General features: G+C 56.7%; 17 protein-coding genes. 2 read left to right on the forward strand and 15 right to left on the reverse strand.

Annotated elements, in window-relative coordinates:
- Nucleotides 1–60: 60 nt before the first annotated feature.
- The 15 genes from ACR0M9_RS09880 to ACR0M9_RS09950 all read right to left on the reverse strand — a co-directional run bounded on the left by ACR0M9_RS09880 (nucleotide 61) and on the right by ACR0M9_RS09950 (nucleotide 15,236).
- Nucleotides 61–756: an RraA family protein gene (locus tag ACR0M9_RS09880; protein ID WP_480773466.1), complete on the reverse strand. Its 696-nt coding sequence runs from the start codon at nucleotides 754–756 to the stop codon at nucleotides 61–63.
- The gene (locus tag ACR0M9_RS09885) at nucleotides 753–1,448 is read right to left on the reverse strand and encodes an alpha/beta fold hydrolase (RefSeq protein ID WP_480773467.1); all 696 of its coding nucleotides are present in this window, start codon (nucleotides 1,446–1,448) and stop codon (nucleotides 753–755) included. The genes ACR0M9_RS09880 and ACR0M9_RS09885 overlap by 4 nt, the downstream gene beginning before the upstream one ends.
- Complete coding sequence (locus tag ACR0M9_RS09890; protein WP_480773468.1) at nucleotides 1,445–2,569, reverse strand: cobalamin-independent methionine synthase II family protein; 1,125 nt, start codon at nucleotides 2,567–2,569, stop codon at nucleotides 1,445–1,447. The genes ACR0M9_RS09885 and ACR0M9_RS09890 overlap by 4 nt, the downstream gene beginning before the upstream one ends.
- Before the next feature lie 102 nt (nucleotides 2,570–2,671).
- Nucleotides 2,672–3,634, reverse strand: a complete 963-nt coding sequence (locus tag ACR0M9_RS09895; RefSeq protein ID WP_480539873.1) for a cupin domain-containing protein — start codon at nucleotides 3,632–3,634, stop codon at nucleotides 2,672–2,674.
- A gap of 151 nt (nucleotides 3,635–3,785) precedes the next feature.
- The gene (locus ACR0M9_RS09900) at nucleotides 3,786–4,760 is read right to left on the reverse strand and encodes a nuclear transport factor 2 family protein (RefSeq protein WP_480488929.1); all 975 of its coding nucleotides are present in this window, start codon (nucleotides 4,758–4,760) and stop codon (nucleotides 3,786–3,788) included.
- Nucleotides 4,757–5,776 carry a LacI family DNA-binding transcriptional regulator gene (locus ACR0M9_RS09905; RefSeq protein ID WP_209599322.1) on the reverse strand — a complete coding sequence of 340 codons (1,020 nt, stop codon included), beginning with the start codon at nucleotides 5,774–5,776 and terminating at the stop codon, nucleotides 4,757–4,759. The genes ACR0M9_RS09900 and ACR0M9_RS09905 overlap by 4 nt, the downstream gene beginning before the upstream one ends.
- Nucleotides 5,776–6,543 (reverse strand): SDR family NAD(P)-dependent oxidoreductase, encoded by a 768-nt coding sequence (locus ACR0M9_RS09910; RefSeq protein ID WP_480773469.1) that lies wholly within the window; start codon nucleotides 6,541–6,543, stop codon nucleotides 5,776–5,778. Before ACR0M9_RS09910 ends, ACR0M9_RS09905 begins: the two co-directional genes overlap by 1 nt.
- A gap of 1 nt (nucleotide 6,544) precedes the next feature.
- Nucleotides 6,545–7,594 carry an ester cyclase gene (locus ACR0M9_RS09915; RefSeq protein WP_480484717.1) on the reverse strand — a complete coding sequence of 350 codons (1,050 nt, stop codon included), beginning with the start codon at nucleotides 7,592–7,594 and terminating at the stop codon, nucleotides 6,545–6,547.
- An 83-nt stretch (nucleotides 7,595–7,677) separates the two neighbouring features.
- On the reverse strand, nucleotides 7,678–9,018 hold the full coding sequence (hisD, locus tag ACR0M9_RS09920; protein WP_480773470.1) for a histidinol dehydrogenase: 1,341 nt from the start codon (nucleotides 9,016–9,018) through the stop codon (nucleotides 7,678–7,680).
- Between the two features lie 11 nt (nucleotides 9,019–9,029).
- Complete coding sequence (locus ACR0M9_RS09925; protein ID WP_480773471.1) at nucleotides 9,030–9,560, reverse strand: ester cyclase; 531 nt, start codon at nucleotides 9,558–9,560, stop codon at nucleotides 9,030–9,032.
- A 132-nt stretch (nucleotides 9,561–9,692) separates the two neighbouring features.
- Complete coding sequence (locus tag ACR0M9_RS09930) at nucleotides 9,693–10,721, reverse strand: ester cyclase (RefSeq protein ID WP_480773472.1); 1,029 nt, start codon at nucleotides 10,719–10,721, stop codon at nucleotides 9,693–9,695.
- A gap of 179 nt (nucleotides 10,722–10,900) precedes the next feature.
- Entirely contained in the window at nucleotides 10,901–11,782 is an 882-nt protein-coding gene (locus ACR0M9_RS09935) for a carbohydrate ABC transporter permease (protein ID WP_209507350.1), read from the reverse strand.
- A 1-nt stretch (nucleotide 11,783) separates the two neighbouring features.
- A complete protein-coding gene (locus tag ACR0M9_RS09940) occupies nucleotides 11,784–12,812 on the reverse strand; it encodes a carbohydrate ABC transporter permease (RefSeq protein WP_480488923.1) in 1,029 nt (342 codons plus the stop codon).
- Nucleotides 12,813–12,877: 65 nt separating this feature from the next.
- The gene (locus ACR0M9_RS09945) at nucleotides 12,878–14,104 is read right to left on the reverse strand and encodes an ABC transporter substrate-binding protein (protein WP_480773473.1); all 1,227 of its coding nucleotides are present in this window, start codon (nucleotides 14,102–14,104) and stop codon (nucleotides 12,878–12,880) included.
- Nucleotides 14,105–14,186: 82 nt separating this feature from the next.
- Complete coding sequence (locus ACR0M9_RS09950; RefSeq protein WP_480773474.1) at nucleotides 14,187–15,236, reverse strand: ABC transporter ATP-binding protein; 1,050 nt, start codon at nucleotides 15,234–15,236, stop codon at nucleotides 14,187–14,189.
- A gap of 160 nt (nucleotides 15,237–15,396) precedes the next feature.
- Between ACR0M9_RS09950 and ACR0M9_RS09955 the strand changes: the two genes are divergently transcribed.
- Nucleotides 15,397–16,398, forward strand: coding sequence for an ester cyclase (locus tag ACR0M9_RS09955; protein ID WP_480773475.1), 1,002 nt, complete (start codon nucleotides 15,397–15,399; stop codon nucleotides 16,396–16,398).
- Nucleotides 16,395–17,279: an amidohydrolase family protein gene (locus ACR0M9_RS09960; protein WP_480773476.1), complete on the forward strand. Its 885-nt coding sequence runs from the start codon at nucleotides 16,395–16,397 to the stop codon at nucleotides 17,277–17,279. Before ACR0M9_RS09955 ends, ACR0M9_RS09960 begins: the two co-directional genes overlap by 4 nt.
- Nucleotides 17,280–17,323: the final 44 nt, after the last annotated feature.

Raw genomic sequence — 17,323 nt, forward strand, 5'->3', positions numbered from 1 at the left:
ATTTGCAACAGATCCCAGCGGGGTCTACACCTTCAGAACCGGGGAATACAGATCGCAAGTTTAAGTCCGAGAGGCTTCAAACGCCGCCCATGCTTTTTCGAAGGCATCGAAATCGAACCCGGTTGCGCGGGCGGGATCCAGAATCAGTTTTTCGGTTTCAAGCAATTTGATGATCGCCCGTTCAAGCTTGCCCACGACTTCGGGCGGGATAACCAGCGCACCATGACGGTCCGCGTGCACAAGATCGCCGTTCTGGATCTTCAGACCAAAGATAGAAACCGAGGTGCCGATTTTGCGCACATGTACGAACCCGTGACTGGGCCCGATTGACCCGGCAACAACCGGGAAGTTACCGGGTAGATCGCCCAGGTCGCGCATTACCCCGTTGGTCAGCGCACCACTGATGCCGAAGCCCTTGTGGATCGTCGTATTGATCTCACCCCAAAAGGCGCCGATGCAATCTGGATAATCCAAATCCTCAACCACGGTGACAGCCGGGTCGCTCCCAGTTGCCATATGCCTGTAATAATCCATCCGACGTTGGCGGATCTCCTCAGGCGGTTCTGACGGCGGGTTCACGGCGGCAATCTTCGCGGTACGGGCATATCCAACCATCGCGCCCGCATCGGGATCAGAACATAACATCGTGCCCCGGGTGAATTCATTGAATCCGCGCTTGCCCTGCGCCACTTCGATTGCGTTACAAACAGTCGGCGTGTCGATCTTTTTCAGCAGGTCCAGCAAGGATTGGTTCATATCAACTCCAGCCAGCGGATCAAAGCCGCCGTTGTTTGTCGCGGTTGTTCCAGTGTCGGCAGGTGGCCGGCGTTTTCTATGATTTCCAACCGGCTCTGTGGCATCAGATCGTGCATCAATTCATGCCTTGAAACAGGGCACAGGGCATCGTCGCGCCCGCAGAGAATGAGTGCTGCGTCGGTGAAGTTGCGCAGAGTGTTGCTCTGGTCAGGGCGATCACGCAGAGCTTTAGATTGATTGACAAAAACGTCCGGGCCAAGATCCATGGCCATATCCATGCACAGGTCCAGAATGGCGGCGCGGCGCGGACCTTCAGTCAGGTAGTTCGGTTTCATCTCTTCGGCCATGACCTTGCGTAGGTTGCCACGTCCGACCGCATCGATCTGAGGGCCGCGCCTGGCTTTGACCTCGTCCAAATCAGCAAGCGGGTTCGTGTCCATCAACGCCAAACCAGCCACACGGTCCGGTGCCTGACGCAGGATTTCCATCCCCACAATGCCACCCATCGAGAGTCCCGCCAGAGCAAAGCGTTCGGGCGCATAGGCTAACACATCGGCGGCCAGCGCCTGCATTGTGTCCTGTCCTCCGATTGGTGCGCACAGGATCGGGTATTTGCCTGACAAAGCGTCAATCTGCGGTGCGAACAACCGCGCATCGCACATCATTCCGGGCAGGAGGATAAGCGGCGTCATTTGACCAGGGCAGCCCCTTCGGCAAGCGCGCCCAGCTTGGCGTAGGCGATATCCGGATCTACCGCACCAAAGCCCGCAAAGGTGCCAAAGCCGCAATCTGATCCGGCGATTACACGCTCATTTCCAACTATGTTCGTAAACCGCTCGGTACGCTGAGCAATCAGTTCCGGGTGTTCGACAAAATTCGTCGTGGTGTCCACCACACCGGGCACAAGAACCTTGTCACCCGGAATTTCACCCTTGCGGTCACGGAACACCGTCCATTCATGCGCGTGTCGCGGGTTAGAGGTTTCGAACAGCACATAGCGCGATTTGGTCGACATCAGCGTCGAAAACACCTTGTCCATGCCGATGTCGCAGCAATGCGGCCCCTCGTAGTTGCCCCAGCAGATATGGACACGCACTTTGTCAGATGGGACATTCTGCAATGCGTGGTTCAATGCCTCAACATGCATGTTGGCGATTTTCACGAACTCGTCGTCGGACAGATCGGTGAACAGCATATGGCGCGACAGGGCCAGATCGGGGCAGTCCAATTGCAGATCCAGACCCGCACCAACGATGGTCTCATATTCTTCCTTCATCGCATCGGCCAGCGCGGCCAGATAGGCCTCGCGCGTCGGATAGAAATCATTTTGCAGAAACAGGGAAATAACTCCGGGGCTGGCGGCGTTCATAAAACCGCGCTCGACCCCGTGCTCGGCCATCGCGGCTTTGAGATTGTCGATGTCCTTCTGCAGCTCACCTTGCCCTTTTGAGCGCACCTCGCCCACACACATGGGTCGAGCATACTGGGGCGTTCCACCGTCATCGGCCAATCGTTGCAGAAAGCCCGGAAACATCTTGAGGTCAGCTGGCGCATTGCGCGCGCTGTCACCTGCAAAGCCGGTATAGCGGTCCTTGACGTAAGTGGCGTAAGAGATCTTTGAGGTCTCACCGTCCGAGGCGATATCTACCCCAGCCTTGACTTGTTTCCGCACGGTTTCGGACACGGCCGCGGTCATGCAGGCGTCAAATGCAGCCTGATCGAACGGTTCCTCTCGCTCGCGAGCAAAGATGAAGTCAACGACCTCCTGATTTCGTGGCAGACTTCCCACATGGGTGGTTGAAACGCGGGTCATGTTAGGATCTCCATTCAAATCTAGGTCCATCGCCGGGCCGGAAAGCCGGCGATGGATGTGCTGCGCGCGCCCCGATTGAAACCGGGACGTGTAATTTCGGCGTTATTCTCCTGTCCAAGTCGCCCCAGCAGGGTCGTCGGTTGCGGTGATCCGGTACAGACCCGCTTGCCCGGTCATAGACGGTTCAGCGCTGTAGCTTTCACCGGGCAGAACCAGAGCGGTATCACCGTTGGACAGGGTAACCTCGACCTCATTGATCTTGATGCGCCAATGGCCACTCGCCGGCATCAGAACCACGGGTTTGTCCGCCTTGACCAGTTCAGCCACAGCCGAACCGCGCGTCAAAAAATCAACCTCGAAACCGGGCTTGTCTTTGATCAGGCCATTTTCACCGATCACAACCGCAGGTTTGTCCGCCGCCAGCGCCATCAGGTCCCAGTAGCGAGCGACGTATTTGCCGATCACCGCATCAACGGGAACCTCAGGGTAGGCTTTCAGCTCTTCCTCGGTCAGTAGCGGCATCGGCTGCACATAGTGTGGCAGTTCCTCACCCTTTTTGCTATCGTAAAGGACGCCGTTATTGCCCAACATCAGGCCATGGGCCTGCGCATCCTGAATGACTTGCGGAGCCCAGGTCACGCCGCCACCGGCATCGTCGCCACCAAGCATCGACATGATCATCCCATAGTCCTGGCCGACATTCTCGAAGCCGCGGAAGATCCCGGTCGGGATGTTGAAGATGTCGCCTTCTTCGGCGATGAACTCGCCAGCCGTGCCATAACGACCCCAGAAGAACCGCCATCGACCTTTAGCAACAAAGAACACCTCGGCGGTGGTGTGGCTGTGCAGCGAGTTGCGGCATTTCGGCGGTTGACCCGCTGCACCGATGTTGAACCCGATCTTGTCGGTGATGTGGACGTGCTGATCCGGGCTTTCGCTGACCCCACCGCCAATGATGGTAAAATTTTCTTTCTGGTTCGAGCCCGGAGTGTGCGCGTCGATGAACGCGGTTTTACATGGCTTCAGTTCGCCATAACGGACGATGCGGCTTTCGATGGTACTCATATCTTTTCTCCTTTTGATTTGGGTTTGATCGGATCAAACCAAACCACCCGGCGGACGATTGTTCAGTCGCCGGGCGCGCAGGCTGGCGCGATGGGCGTGGTACCGCCGCAACGCCTGCCCGGCATCCAGATTTGAGATACGGTGCGACATTCTAGAGATCGCCGGTTTTCAGAAGAATCTGTTTCCAGATCGAGGTTTCGTCAAACAAGGTGTATTCCTTGCGCAGACCCCATGGACCGAACTCGGCCTGGCTGATGCCCAGCACAAAGACCTCGGCCCCTGTGGGCACACCGAACACGCCCCAGCCGTCATGTGTGCCATGCAAAGACCAGCGGATCGCGGCGCGCGGCGGCATCATCGGGTCATCACGGCCGATCTGGTGGTGGATCTTGAATTCGGCACGTGGGAACGCCGCGCGCAGGCCCATCCAGAACCGATCAACCGGCCCCCAACTGTGGCCGGTCTTGCCCCCGGGATATTCTGACAGAACAGCGCGGTCGTATTCAGCCTCGATCACCCTCATATCGGCATTCATGATCCGGGTCAGGATATCCGCGTATTTCTGGCCCCATTCATTGTCATTGCCACGGCCTTTATAGGGGCCGGGCTGATCGTTCGCCGGTGTGAAAGGTTGCACGCAGGCGTCAGCCCCACCCTCGCGCGCGATCAGATCGCGGGCATATTCCTTGGGGTCCCAACCCATCTGCTGCACGATCGCGCTCTGGTCGCGGATGAGCCACTCATCGTTGATCTGGTTGTTGATGGCGTGGCAGTCGGCTAAAATGCGGTAGACCAGTTTCTTGCCGGTCGCCTTGCCATACACACCGTCACCCAGATGGGTCGCTGTGGACAAAAGGCGATGCGACGACAGCATGCCCTCTTCCGGCGTTCCCGACCAGATCACATCCTCACCCAACAGCGTTCGATCAGGGAATTCTGCCAGAGTTGCCATAGTGGCAGCAATGACATTCTGGTTTCCGACAACCACCGACCCAGGTGATCGCACGACGATGTCCGGGGCGTAATAGTCGTGCAGCGTGGCAATGCCACGATCTTCCCAGATTTCTTTGGTAATCCCGATTATGTAGTCGGGGAAATCTTTGAACTTGGGATCAAATCCCTTCATGTCTTCCATCCTTCAGGTATGCGGGCGGAGCCGCGCACAATTAGCGGTCCGTCAATCTCGACCCGACGCGGGCCGGCATCGGGGTCCTCGATCTTGCCGAGCAGAATATCGACAGTTTCCGTGACCATGCGATTGGCGGGCTGTCGAATGGTGGTCAGGTTGTAGGCTGGCCATGAGGCGACAGTGACATCGTCATACCCGATGACCGAAACGTCGCCCGGAACATTCAGCCCCAATTCGAACCGCAGCGTGTCCATCACGGAAACGGCCATGTGATCGTTGGCGACAAACACCGCATCAGGCGGATCGGCTTCGAACATCCGCAGCGTGGCTTGCCGGGCTTCTTCCGTCGAAAAGTTTCCTACTTCGCGGGCGTGCAGCGTAACCCCGGCTTTCTGCAAGGTCGCAACAAACCCTGTTTCGCGGTCACGCTGGGTCGAAGCTCCTTCCCACCCGGCGATATATCCGATCTTTTGGTGCCCAGCTGCCAACAAGAACTCGGCAGCCTTTCGACCACCGGCAACGTTGTCAGATGTAACTGACGACATCGCCGTGTCGTCTTGTGCCCGATTGAACAACACCATCGGTATACCGGCCGTTCGGCAGCGGTCTGACAAATCTGAGGACAAAGCCACCGAAGCGGCGATAATCCCTTCGACCTGAAAGTCGAGTATTTCCTCGACCACATTGTCGATGTTTCCAGATTCATGCGAGGCCATGAATATCAGCACGTGGTATCCACGTTCCTGTAACGTGTTTGTCAGCTTCTCCAGCGCCTCGGGATAGAACTGGTTGTTCAGATAGGCCACGACAAGCCCGATGATCCGGCTTTTCCCGGACACTACAGCGCGGGCCAGAACGTTCGGGCGATAGCCCAGTTCCTTGGCCGCCTTGCGCACCTTTTCAACGGTTTTTTTCGACGCAGACGCGCCGGGGGTGAACACACGGCTGACCGCAGATTGGCTGACCCCGGCGAGACGGGCAACTTCCAGTGATGTAACTTTTTGTGTCGCCATCAGTCTGCCGTCCAACCTCCGTCAACCATCAATGCCGTGCCCGTCACCAGCGACGATGCATCCGAGGCCAGATAAACCACCGCCCCCATTATGTCTTCAACCTCTCCGGGGCGACCCAGTTTAATCTTGTCCAGAATCCAGGCCCGCTTGTCCGGATCGTCAAAAGTCGACTTTGTCAGATCCGTCAGAATGAAGGTGGGGCAAATCGTGTTAACCCGGATCTTTGACGGTCCCAACTCAAGCGCCATCGCCTTGGTGAAGCCTTCGACCGCGAATTTCGACGCACAATAAACCGCGCGTTCGCGACCACCAACATGGCCCATCTGGCTAGAGATATTGATCAGCGAACCGGGGCGGCCAGCGTCGAGAAGGCCTTTGGCAACAGCCTGGGTCAGGAAATAAGCACCTTTGACATTGACGCCTATCACCGCATCGAAATCTTCCGGCTGTGTTTCCACGGCCTTGCTGTGTCGGGCAAGCCCAGCTGAGTTCAGCAGAATATCGAACGGCCCATTTTGCGCCACGGCTTCAGCGGTTGCCGCCACGTCCGAAACATCCAGTTCCAGAACCCTGGCAGACCAACCCTGCGCCGACATATCTTTTGCAATATCCTGAAGCGCACCAGCACGGCGCGCCGCCAAAGTGACCTCAGCACCATGTTCCGCCAGCGCCACAGCGCAGGCCATGCCTATGCCCGACGAGGCTCCGGCGACCAAAGCTCGCTTGCCGCTCAGGTCGAAACTGGGGGTGCTGGGAAAATGTGGCATATCAGACCTCGCCGACCGGGAATGGGATGGTGCCGGGTACACGTGCCTTATTGAACTCACGCAGTCGGGCAAAAACATCTACGCCCAATTGCCGATACACATCCAGCAGATCGACCAACACCCAATTCTCGCGGATCAGCCCACCTTCCAGACGCCAGAAATCAAGTGACTTCAAAGTGATCCGTTTGCCCGAAGGCGCAATCCCCATCCAGCCGTCATGGGTGACGGTCTGGATCATGTTCGGCCAGCCGGTCACAGCGGCGTAGTCGCCATCACCAAAAAAGTGAAAGGTGATCTCGTCGGCATACTGACCACGATCGGGCATTCCGTTGAGGAATGGAATCTGGTGCCAGTTGCGGAATCCCGCGATACCGCGCGCTGTCCCGATCCCTGCGGGACCGTACCAGTTCATGCGCGGATGCCAGAACCGCTCCATCTCCATCACTTCGGGCCCACCCTGGCTGGGGTGTTTCTCAAGATGTTTCAGCATGTCGACGATATGATTGCACGAGGCCAGAGATTTCACCTCATCCCACGGTCCGGACACAACGCCATCCAGAGTCGCCGGGCCGGGAATGCAGAACTCCAGCCCCAGAGACGGGGCCATTGGCCAGGCATTCGCCTGCATCATGACTTCGGGAACGTCCCAGAGTGCCTGAATCTCGACAACCTTGCCATTTTCAAAGCGGTAGAATTCGTGGAACCGCATGTGGGTCAGATGCCCGGTCGGCGGGATGTCCAGCCAGGGGGCGACGAAGGTGCCGAAGTAGTGGCCGCCGCAGCCAACCCAGTCGTTGCCCTGTTCTGTCCGACCACCCATGACGATCCAATCGCGACGCTCAAGATCGGGCATGGATTTCAGAAGTGGCGCGTAACAGGTGTCATAGAGTTCCTGCGGGCCGGTCAGATCTCCGAATGGATACAACATGTGGATGGCAGCATCGGGCGCAATCACCGCCTCCAGCGCCGCTCGTACTCCGGCTTCGTCGAATTTATACATTGCCTCGCGCAGGGGCGCGATCAGGACCTTGTGGGTAGAGTGAGTATCCATTGCGAAATCTCGCATTATTTTAACTTCTTATCCAAAAAATTCTGTAGGGCCCCGGTCGAATCCCTGCGCAAGATTCGTCACGCTTACGAAGTCGCATCGGCCGTCTCGCGGTATGGTGCGCCTTCACCATAGGGCACGTTGATGCCCCCATAACGCCGGACACGGATGTTGCATTGTTCGGCATGGCCGACAAAGCCTTCCAGCATACACAGACGTGAGCCGTATTCGCCGATCATCGCTGCGGCCTCATCAGTGACGACCTTCTGATAGCTGTGGGTTTTCATGAATTTGCCGACCCAGAGCCCGCCGGTATAGCGCCCGGCCTTTTTGGTCGGCAGTGTATGGTTGGTACCGATCACCTTGTCGCCGTTGGCCACGTTGGTGCGCGGACCAAGGAACAGCGCGCCATAGCAGGTCATGTTTTCCAGGAACCAGTCGTCGCGGTCAGTCATGACCTGCACATGCTCTGACGCGATGTCATCGGCCACTTGAAGCATCTCGTCATAGGTGTCGCAGACGATGACCTCGCCGTATTCCTCCCAACTGACCTTGGCAGTGCCGGCGGTGGGTAGGATCTCGAGGATACGGTCGATCTCGCTCAGTGTCTCTTCGGCCAGTTTGCGCGAGTTGGTGACCAGAACGCAGGGGCTGTTATAGCCATGCTCGGCCTGTCCCAGCAAATCGGTCGCACAGAGCTCCGCATCCGCTGCGGTTTCGTCGGCGATGACCATCGTCTCGGTCGGACCCGCGAACAGGTCGATGCCCACCCGGCCAAACAGCTGGCGCTTGGCTTCGGCCACAAAGGCGTTGCCGGGGCCAACCAGCATGTGAACCGGATCAATGGTCTCAGTCCCTATCGCCATGGCACCGATGGCCTGGATACCGCCCATAACATAGATCTCATGCGCGCCTCCTAGATGCATCGCTGCGATCACGGCCGCATTGGGTTTGCCTTGGAAGGGTGGGGTACAAGCTATGATGCGCGGAACACCGGCGACCTTGGCAGTTGCCACTGACATATGCGCCGAAGCCACCATCGGGAATTTGCCACCGGGGACATAGCATCCCACTGACTGAACAGGGATGTTCTTGTGACCAAGGATCACTCCTGGCAGAGTTTCAACCTCGATATCCAGCATCGAGTCGCGTTGTGCCTGCGCAAAGTTCGTCACTTGCTTCTGCGCGAATTTGATATCGGCCAGTTCGCGTTCAGTCAGCGAGTTGATCAACTCGTCGATCTGATCCTGGCTCAGGCGGAAGCTTTCCGGCGAGTAGTTGTCGAACTTCTCTGACAGCTCGCGCACAGCGGTATCGCCGCGGGTTTCGATATCCGCCAGCGTTGCTTCGACAACAGCTCGGGTTTTGGCATCGTCTTCCGCCCGATCAGCTTCAGGTTTGCCGCGTTTCAGGTATTCAATAGCCATTGTCTCTATCCTCAGTTTTCGGGCCGGGGTGGAGTTTTTTCTCCCCGGTCAAATGCTTCCCAGCCTTCACCATTGAACAGATCAACGCCAAGCTGCGCGGCGACATGGGCGAAATCGACGTTCACCCAGTTGTCAACGATCTTGCCATCGACGACTTTCCAGAAATCCATGTACCGGATCTCGACCCGCTTTCCCGTCGGAGCGATGCCCAGGAACTCGCCCGAATGAGTTGCCTCCTGTCGGCCAAAGGCCGCAGCCCATTCGCCCATGTAAAGCCGGGCCTCATCGATGCAAATCTTATCAGAAAACGCTGCCTGGAACGGGCGTTGCCAGTTGTTCTGAAACTCCTTGAGCCCAGTTTTGGTGCCGCAGCCCCGGTTGCCGATCCAGCGGAACCCTTCTGCGAAGAATTCGCCGATATCGTCGATGCGGTGATCGTTCAAACCATCGACCATCCCCTCGATCACGGCGCGGGTCTCGTCGGTTTTTCTCATGTCCGTGTTACGTGTCAGCACGGCCTGTTCGGGGCGGGAGCCCTTCATGTGTCTTTTCCTTTTATGGTTACCAAGGGGCTTTCTGTCTGGACGGGGAGGGTTGGTCGGCCGTCAGAAAATCCCTTGGCATCCGGTTGAGCGCCGGGTGGCGCGCAATGGCGTTATGTCTGGCGGAACAGCTCATCGGGTCTGTTCAGAAATTTGGGCAAAAAGGTCGTAACCCAGTTGCAACAGCAGATGTGGAATATCGAGCATGCACCAGTTCTCGATGATCTTGCCGTCTGCGCAGCGCCACCAGTCGCAGTCACGCATAAAAACGCGCTTTCCCGTTGGCTCCAGGCCCAGGAAGGATTTGACGTGGACGCCGGTGATCTGCGGCCAGCCGCACAGGAATGCATAGTCGCCATCCCCGGCCTTGCAATTCGAGCCGACCCCGGTGACGCCTGCGTCCCTGCCGTCACCCCAGCCTTCGAACGTGTCCTCGAAGGGGGATTGGAAATCAGCGAAGGCATCGACCGTGGCATAGGATCCCAGCCCGCCGGGACCGTACCACACCATTCGGTCATCCCAATAAGGCCGCCAGCTTTGGTCCTCGGTCGTTAGCTGTTTTAACATGTCCTCGACCAGATCTGCTGTGGCGCGTGACTGCGCTGAGTCTGAAGGCCCAATGACGATGCCGTCATGCGTTGCCGGACCCGGCACGACACCTTCATAGCCCTGCAGTTCCAGCGGCCAGAGGCCAAGCGCGATGATCAACTCGGCAAAGCCGAGAAAGACATAGGATTCGACGATCTTGCCATCTTCCATTCGGTGGAATTCACCAAAGCGCAGAAATGCCAGTTTGCCGCTGGGTGGAATACCACAAAGCGGTCGCTTGAAATGACCGTGGAAATACCCGGTCGAGGTGACCCACTCGCTTCCCAGGTATTCGCCACCTGTGACCACATAGTTCTGACGGGTGAGCCCCTCGAACGCCTCTGAAATCGGCAAGATGACAGAGCTGACGTAGCCGTTGCCATCGGGGGCTGCATTGATCGGATGGCTCGCTTCGGTAGTGGCCGTTGCGGCGAAAATCTCGCTGGCGGCCGTCTCCATGGTCTCGCCGAGGCCCTTATCAAAGCTTTCGAGAAACTGACGATAAAGCTGTTTGTTTTCAAACGTGGTTCCGGTAGCAATACCCATCGCTGGGCGATTTGCGCGCTTGTTCATGGCGCTTTCCTTTTTAGGACGTTTTCCTATTCGCTGTGGCGGTGTGCAGGCACGAGGACCCGCGCGCATCATGGCAAATGGAATTCGTCCCGGCCGTCGGGCCCGGCGCGCAGCCAAGTTCAGGCTGGCTGCGTGCGCATGGGCAGATACGGACTGAGGATGAGTGCGCCCCATTTATGTCAGCCTTTCACAGCCCCGGCGGTCAGGCCGCCGACGATCTGACGCTGGAAGAACATCACCAGTATGAACAGTGGAACAGTGGCTGAAACCACGGCTGCAACAGCGAACATCACGTTGCCCTCGGTTTGCGTTGTACCGAGGAATGCGGCAATGGCAGGCACCATAGTACGGTTGCTTTCAGACAGCAGCATCGCCCCCACGGCAAAGTCGTTATAGGCCAGAAGGAACGAGAACAGCCCGGTCGTGATGACGCCTGGCCACATCACCGGAATGATCACACGTCGGAAAGCCTGAAACTGGTTGCATCCGTCGACCTTGGCACTTTCATCCAACTCGCTCGGGATGTTCTTGAAGAAGGAATGCAACATCCAAAGAGTGAACGGCTGGTTGATCGCCACAAGCACGATAATGGTGGTTGGAAGAATTCCCCAAACATTCCATTCAAAGAAGGGTAACAGATAACCCGAGACCAGAGTGATTGGCGGCATTGCACGGAAAATTAACGCCGTGATCAAAAGCCAGAATGTGTAGTTGTAAGTAGACCGCGAAAGGGCATAGCCCCCTAACGTCCCGATAGTCAGTGAGATGGTAACAACAAAGAAACAGACGATCCCGGTGTTCAGAACATTGCGCCAGAACTCTTCCTGAATCCATGCGCCCTCATATCCGGTGGTGGTGAACGGCGAGCCATAAACCGCTTCGGTTCGGGCACCGGTCAGGGCGTTGGTCCAGTCAGCGATCGAGAAGAAATCCAGCTCGACCTTGAACGACCCCCAAACCGTCCAGAGGAACGGAAAGGCGGCCAGGATAAACCATAGGAGCACAAACAGGGATGAGGCGATCCGAAGGCTTGTAGGCATTCTTTGCGCGCGGCTGGCCATATTATCTTGCTCCTTTGAAATCGCGCCAGGTGCGGACAAGCACGGGCGACAGAAGAATTGCGACCCCGAAAATCGTCATCACAGAGGTAGCAGCAGCGGAAGACAGTTGCCGAGTCTCGCCACCGAGATCGTAGAAGATGAAGGTGCTGAGTGATTGCGCATGCGCTTGTGCACTGAAGCCGATGATAGGTTCAAACACCTTGAAATTGTCCATCAACTGGATCAGCGCAACAAATGTGACCAGGGGCATGAGATGGGGCACAACCACGAATTTGACCTGCTGCCAGCGCGTCGCCCCGTCTATCTGGGCGGCCTCAATCTGGTCTTGGGGCAAGGTTTGCAGGCCAGCATAGAACACGACAAAGGCAAACGGCGCAGCGTGCCAAACACCATAGACCATCAGCGCTACCCACATCAGCCCTGTTGATGCTTTCAGGCTGAAATCCGGATCTCCAGCAAGATATACGAGGGCGTTGCCGATCACCCCGCGACTGTCAATCATCCAAAACAGGATGAGCGAGCCGATCAGCGGGGTCACGATCATGGGCAGAAGAGAGAAAAAGATCATCAGACCTTTGAGTTGCCTGTGCAGGGAGTTTACTGCCAGCGCAATCACCAGCCCCAATACAATTGTGAGCGGTGTCACGACAGCAACGAAGGTCAGCGTGAATGCCATCGCCCGGTAAAAGGGCAAATTGCCGAGTTCCGAGAAAAAGCCGCCCCATGTTTCATTTGCGGCCCAGATTTGACCAATTTCCTGTATCGCCAGATGGCCTCGGTTAAAGTAAATGTCCAATCCCACAAACCGGCCCAGAGGTTGCTCGGCGCGAAGCGCCGCGGTGGCCTCTTGATCAACAGTGGTCTCAGTTGTGCATCCGATAAGCGGGGTACAGTTTTCCACCTCTAACAGAACGGCCGGGTGGGGCGCGAAGATCGATTGAGTCACCACCGAGACAATTGGCATTGCAATGAACAGCAGCATCGCGAGTCCTGTGGGCAGGAAGAACCAAAGGAATGTCTTATGGCGCATGTTGCAATCCTCGCGTGAGTAGGATTGCGCGGGTGGGTATCAAAGGCACCCGCGCAATAGGCTTCTTATTGCAGATAGCCTTGCTCGATGGCGGCGGCACGATAGGCGGCTTCTACATCAGCCAACGCTTGTTCCGCGCTTTCCTTGCCCTGCATGAAATCAGCAAGTTCGTTGCCAAGTGCGCTGTGCATGAGCCCCATGTACGGTAGCATCGGATAGGGTGGTGTGCCCATTTTGGCCGCAGCAAACACACCCTCGGCATCTTTTCCCGGCTGGTAGCCTTCAATCAGCCAGACCGCCAACGGCGTGGTTTCATCGTTCAGCATGTCAGGACGGATGCCATGTTTCATTGCAATGAATGTGGCCTCGGCCTCTTCATCTGAGATGTTCTTTCCGACAGTCCAACCGTCCCACCACAGGGTCGTTGCAGGGATATCTCCGCCACCAACTGTCAGCGGCGCGCCAATCGCATGGCCGTCGATTACCTCCTGCAACACACCTTCGGTGGTGGTTTGCTGCGATGCGCGCGAACCCCACATATTCATGATTGCAACGTTGCCAGCACGGTATTCGGCATTGGTAGCGTTGGAGTCATGAGTCAGGAAGTCGGGATTCATGTATTCCGACAAAGCCTTCATCATATTCAAGGCGTTGACACCGGCCTCAGAATTCACGTTGGGTTCGGCCGTACCGGGTTTAAAATGGCTGCCGCCATAACCAAGGAACATATTGTTAAATTCCTGCGCCAGGTTCCAACCCGATGCATAGGCTCCACCAACCGGGTTTTGCATAATACCCTGCGCACGAATGGCCTCGGCCACCTCGAGCATCTCCTCATAGGTAGTCGGGACTTCCACACTGGCTTGCTCAAGGATGTCCTTGCGGTACATCAGATGCTGCGCGTTCGCCATGAAGGCGATAGCCATGATGTTGTCGCCAATCTTGATCAGCTGCCCAGGCTGCAGGTCCTGACCATACTTTTCCACCAGATCATTGAGCGGACGAATAACGTCTTCGTTCATCAGTGCCACAACCGAACTATTGGCGATGATTGCGGTCGTGTATTCCGACGGATTGCCCGACAGGCCAGCCACGTTGATGGTCTGGTGCTCGGATGTCAGGTTGGATTCTACCGACGCCCCGGTGCATTCCTTCGCTCCGGCTGCGACGGCCTGGATGGCCGCAAATTCATTGCCGACTATATTGACACGTGCGCCGATTTCGCAGGCATATCCCGCGCTTGCGGCAAAGGCGGCTACCGAGCCGGCCAATGCAATTTTCTTTAGAAACATCAATATTCCTCCCTAGATGGATGGTGCATCTTCGAAGTCTGCACCCAGATTACCCCGTCCCAACGGGTGTGGTTTGCGGTTCTCAGCCCTCCAGGCGAGCCCCGGTTTTCGCATCAAACAGATGGCAGTGATCGGTATGGATATGAATAGAGACCTGATCGTCGATTTCGGCCCGATAGGTTTTGTCGGCCTTGACCGAGACCAGCGCACCACCGATCCGAACCGAAACCATGGTGCTGTCGCCCAACAACTCTTGCGTATAGATCGGCGCGTTGATCTCGCCGTCACTTTCCACAACATTTGCGTCCTCGGCGCGAAACCCCAGCGTGATAGGACCGTCCGGCGCGTTCACCCCGTGCACCTCTGTGCTTTGGGCGCGGAACACGCCACCCTGAACCTCGCCATCGACAAGGTTCATTGCCGGGTTGCCGATGAAGCTGGCCACAAATGTATTTGCAGGTTCATCGTAAATATCGGTTGGGGAGCCAACCTGCTGAACCACACCTTGTTTCATGATCACCACCCGATCAGCCAAGGTCATTGCCTCGATCTGGTCGTGGGTCACATAGATCGTGGTGACCGCCAATTCGTGGCTCAGGTTCTTGATCTGCGCGCGGGTAGAAACGCGCAGTTTTGCGTCAAGGTTAGATAGTGGCTCGTCCATCAGGAACACGTTCGGCTCGCGCACAATGGCACGAGCCAGGGCAACCCTCTGACGCTGACCGCCAGACAGTTCCGCCGGTTTGCGGTGCAGGAAGTCATCCAGCTCGACCATAGCCGAAGCGCGCCGCACTTTTTCGTCATGGGTAGCAGGGTCAATACCGCGAACTTTCAGCGGGAAGCGAATGTTCTCATATACATTCATATTCGGATAGAGCGCGTATGACTGGAACACCATCGCGACATCGCGGTCTTTGGGCTCCATGTCATTTACTCGGGCGCCATCGATCAGGATATCGCCCTCAGACGCGTCCTCGAGACCAGCAATCATGCGCATTGTCGTGGTCTTTCCGCAACCTGACGGCCCAAGAAGTACCAGGAATTCCTTGTCGGCTATCGTCAGGTCAAAATTGTCAACTCCAACAAACGATCCCCAACGCTTTCCAACATTGCGAAGTTGAATTTCGGCCATTCTGTCCTCCCTGCTGCACTCATCGTGCATACGCTTGCAAAACCATAGACAACAAAAGAAACATCTGGCAAGCTTTTTTTGCATGCGTGTGCAAACATCGACTTCATCTTCTTCGCAACTCGCCCCATGACAGCGACTAAAGAACTGAAAGAAAGTAATAATGTCCCATGAAATCCAAAAAGCGATCATCTTGGATTACTACTCGGCGCTCAGCAGCGTAAAAGAATCGGATATCGCCAACACGTTGTCTGAGTTCTGCACAGAAGACTACCTGTGGCGCGGTTTCCACCCGTTTGATGAGCTTCGGGGCACCCATGACGTAGCACAGGCATTCTGGCGTCCCCTGAAGCAAAGTCTAAGGAAAATGCAGCGCCGGATGGACGTGTTCATGGCCGGGAAAAACGAGATGGACGGATTCACCTCGGTCTGGGTTGTTTCAATGGGGCATCTGATGGGCCTGTTCGACAATGCGTGGCTGGGCATCGCCCCCACGGGCAAGATGGCGTTATTGCGCTATTGTGAGTTCAACAAGATCGAGAATGGCAAGATCGCCGAAACGGCGATGTATTTCGACATCCCGCATTTCATGATGCAGGTCGGGTTGCAGCCCTTCCCGCCTCAAACTGCAGCCCATCTGGTTCAACCCGGACCGATGACGCATGACGGGTTGATGTTCAGCCCGCAGCCTGCCGAAGAAGGCGAGAAAACTCTCGACACGATCAATGCCATGATTTCCAATCTCGGCCAATGGAACAGCGGCTTGAGCCTTGAGGAAGAATTGCGCCAGACATGGAGCGAAGACATGATTTGGTGGGGGCCCGCCGGGATCGGTGCGACCTATACGATTGAGCGTTATGCAAAGCAGCACTCAGGCCCGTTCCGCGCATCTTTAACGGACCGCTCGAAGACCAAGCACATTTGCCGCTTGGCTGAGGGTCACTATGGCGGCTTTTTCGGCTGGCCGAATTTCACGGCGCGGCCCACCGGCGGGTTCATGGGTATGCCCGCCACAGACAAGGCCGGTGAATTCCGTGTGATCGACATCTATCGTCGCGCGGGTGACAAGCTGGCCGAGAACTGGGTTTTCATTGACCTGCTGCACTTCTGGAAACAACAGGGTGTCGATATTTTGGGGCGCATGTCGAAAGTACCGCGAACATGACCGGCTGGATCGATGCCCATCACCACCTTTGGGACCTTGAAGCTGTAAACTACCCCTGGCTGATGGCGCGCGGGGTGGAAAGGTTCTTTGGCGACCCGACGCCGATTCAACGGGATTATCTGCTGCGCGAGTTCCGGTCCGAAGCCGCGCCCTGCGGAGTCGGTGCCTCGATCCATATCCAGGTGGGGGCCAAAAACGGTCTGGACGAAGCCCGGTGGGTTCAAGCTGTCGCCGAAACCAATCCAGACTGGCCAATGGCGCAGGTTGTGTTCTGTGACCTGACCTCGGCTGACCTACACGCCCAGCTTGATACGTTTCAGGCCCTTCCAACTGTACGCGGTGTGCGCCAGATCGTCGGGCGCGCACCCGGAGAGGACGCGCAGACGGGCACAAATTCTCTGCTGGATGATCCGCGATTTCTGGACGGACTGAAGGAGGCTGGACAGCGCGATCTCAGCTTTGATCTGCAACTCATTCCCGAATTGATCGGAAAAACTACCCGATTTCTTGCTCAAGCCTCGAATACACGAGTCGCTCTATGCCATGCCGGATCACCATATGACCGCACTCCGGCGGGCCTGAAAAGCTGGGCTCAAAGATTGCGCGCGCTGTCCGATCTGCCGCACGTCTCATGCAAGCTCTCAGGTCTGGGCATGTTCGATCACAACTGGACGCCTGACAGTATTCGCCCGATCGTGGAGATTTGCCTTGAACAATTCGGACCTAAAAGGGTCATGTTTGGCTCGAATTTCCCGGTCGACAAACTCTATGGCAATTACACATCGCTGGTAAAGGCTTACCGTGATCTGGTTCCGGCTGAAGCACAATCGGCGGTTTTCAGAGAAACCGCCGCACACTTCTATGATCTCGAGGTGCCCTGAGAGTGATATTCAATGACTCGGCCCCTTGATCCGGGCCGATCGGA

This window comes from Ruegeria sp. CH2 (assembly GCF_056537065.1).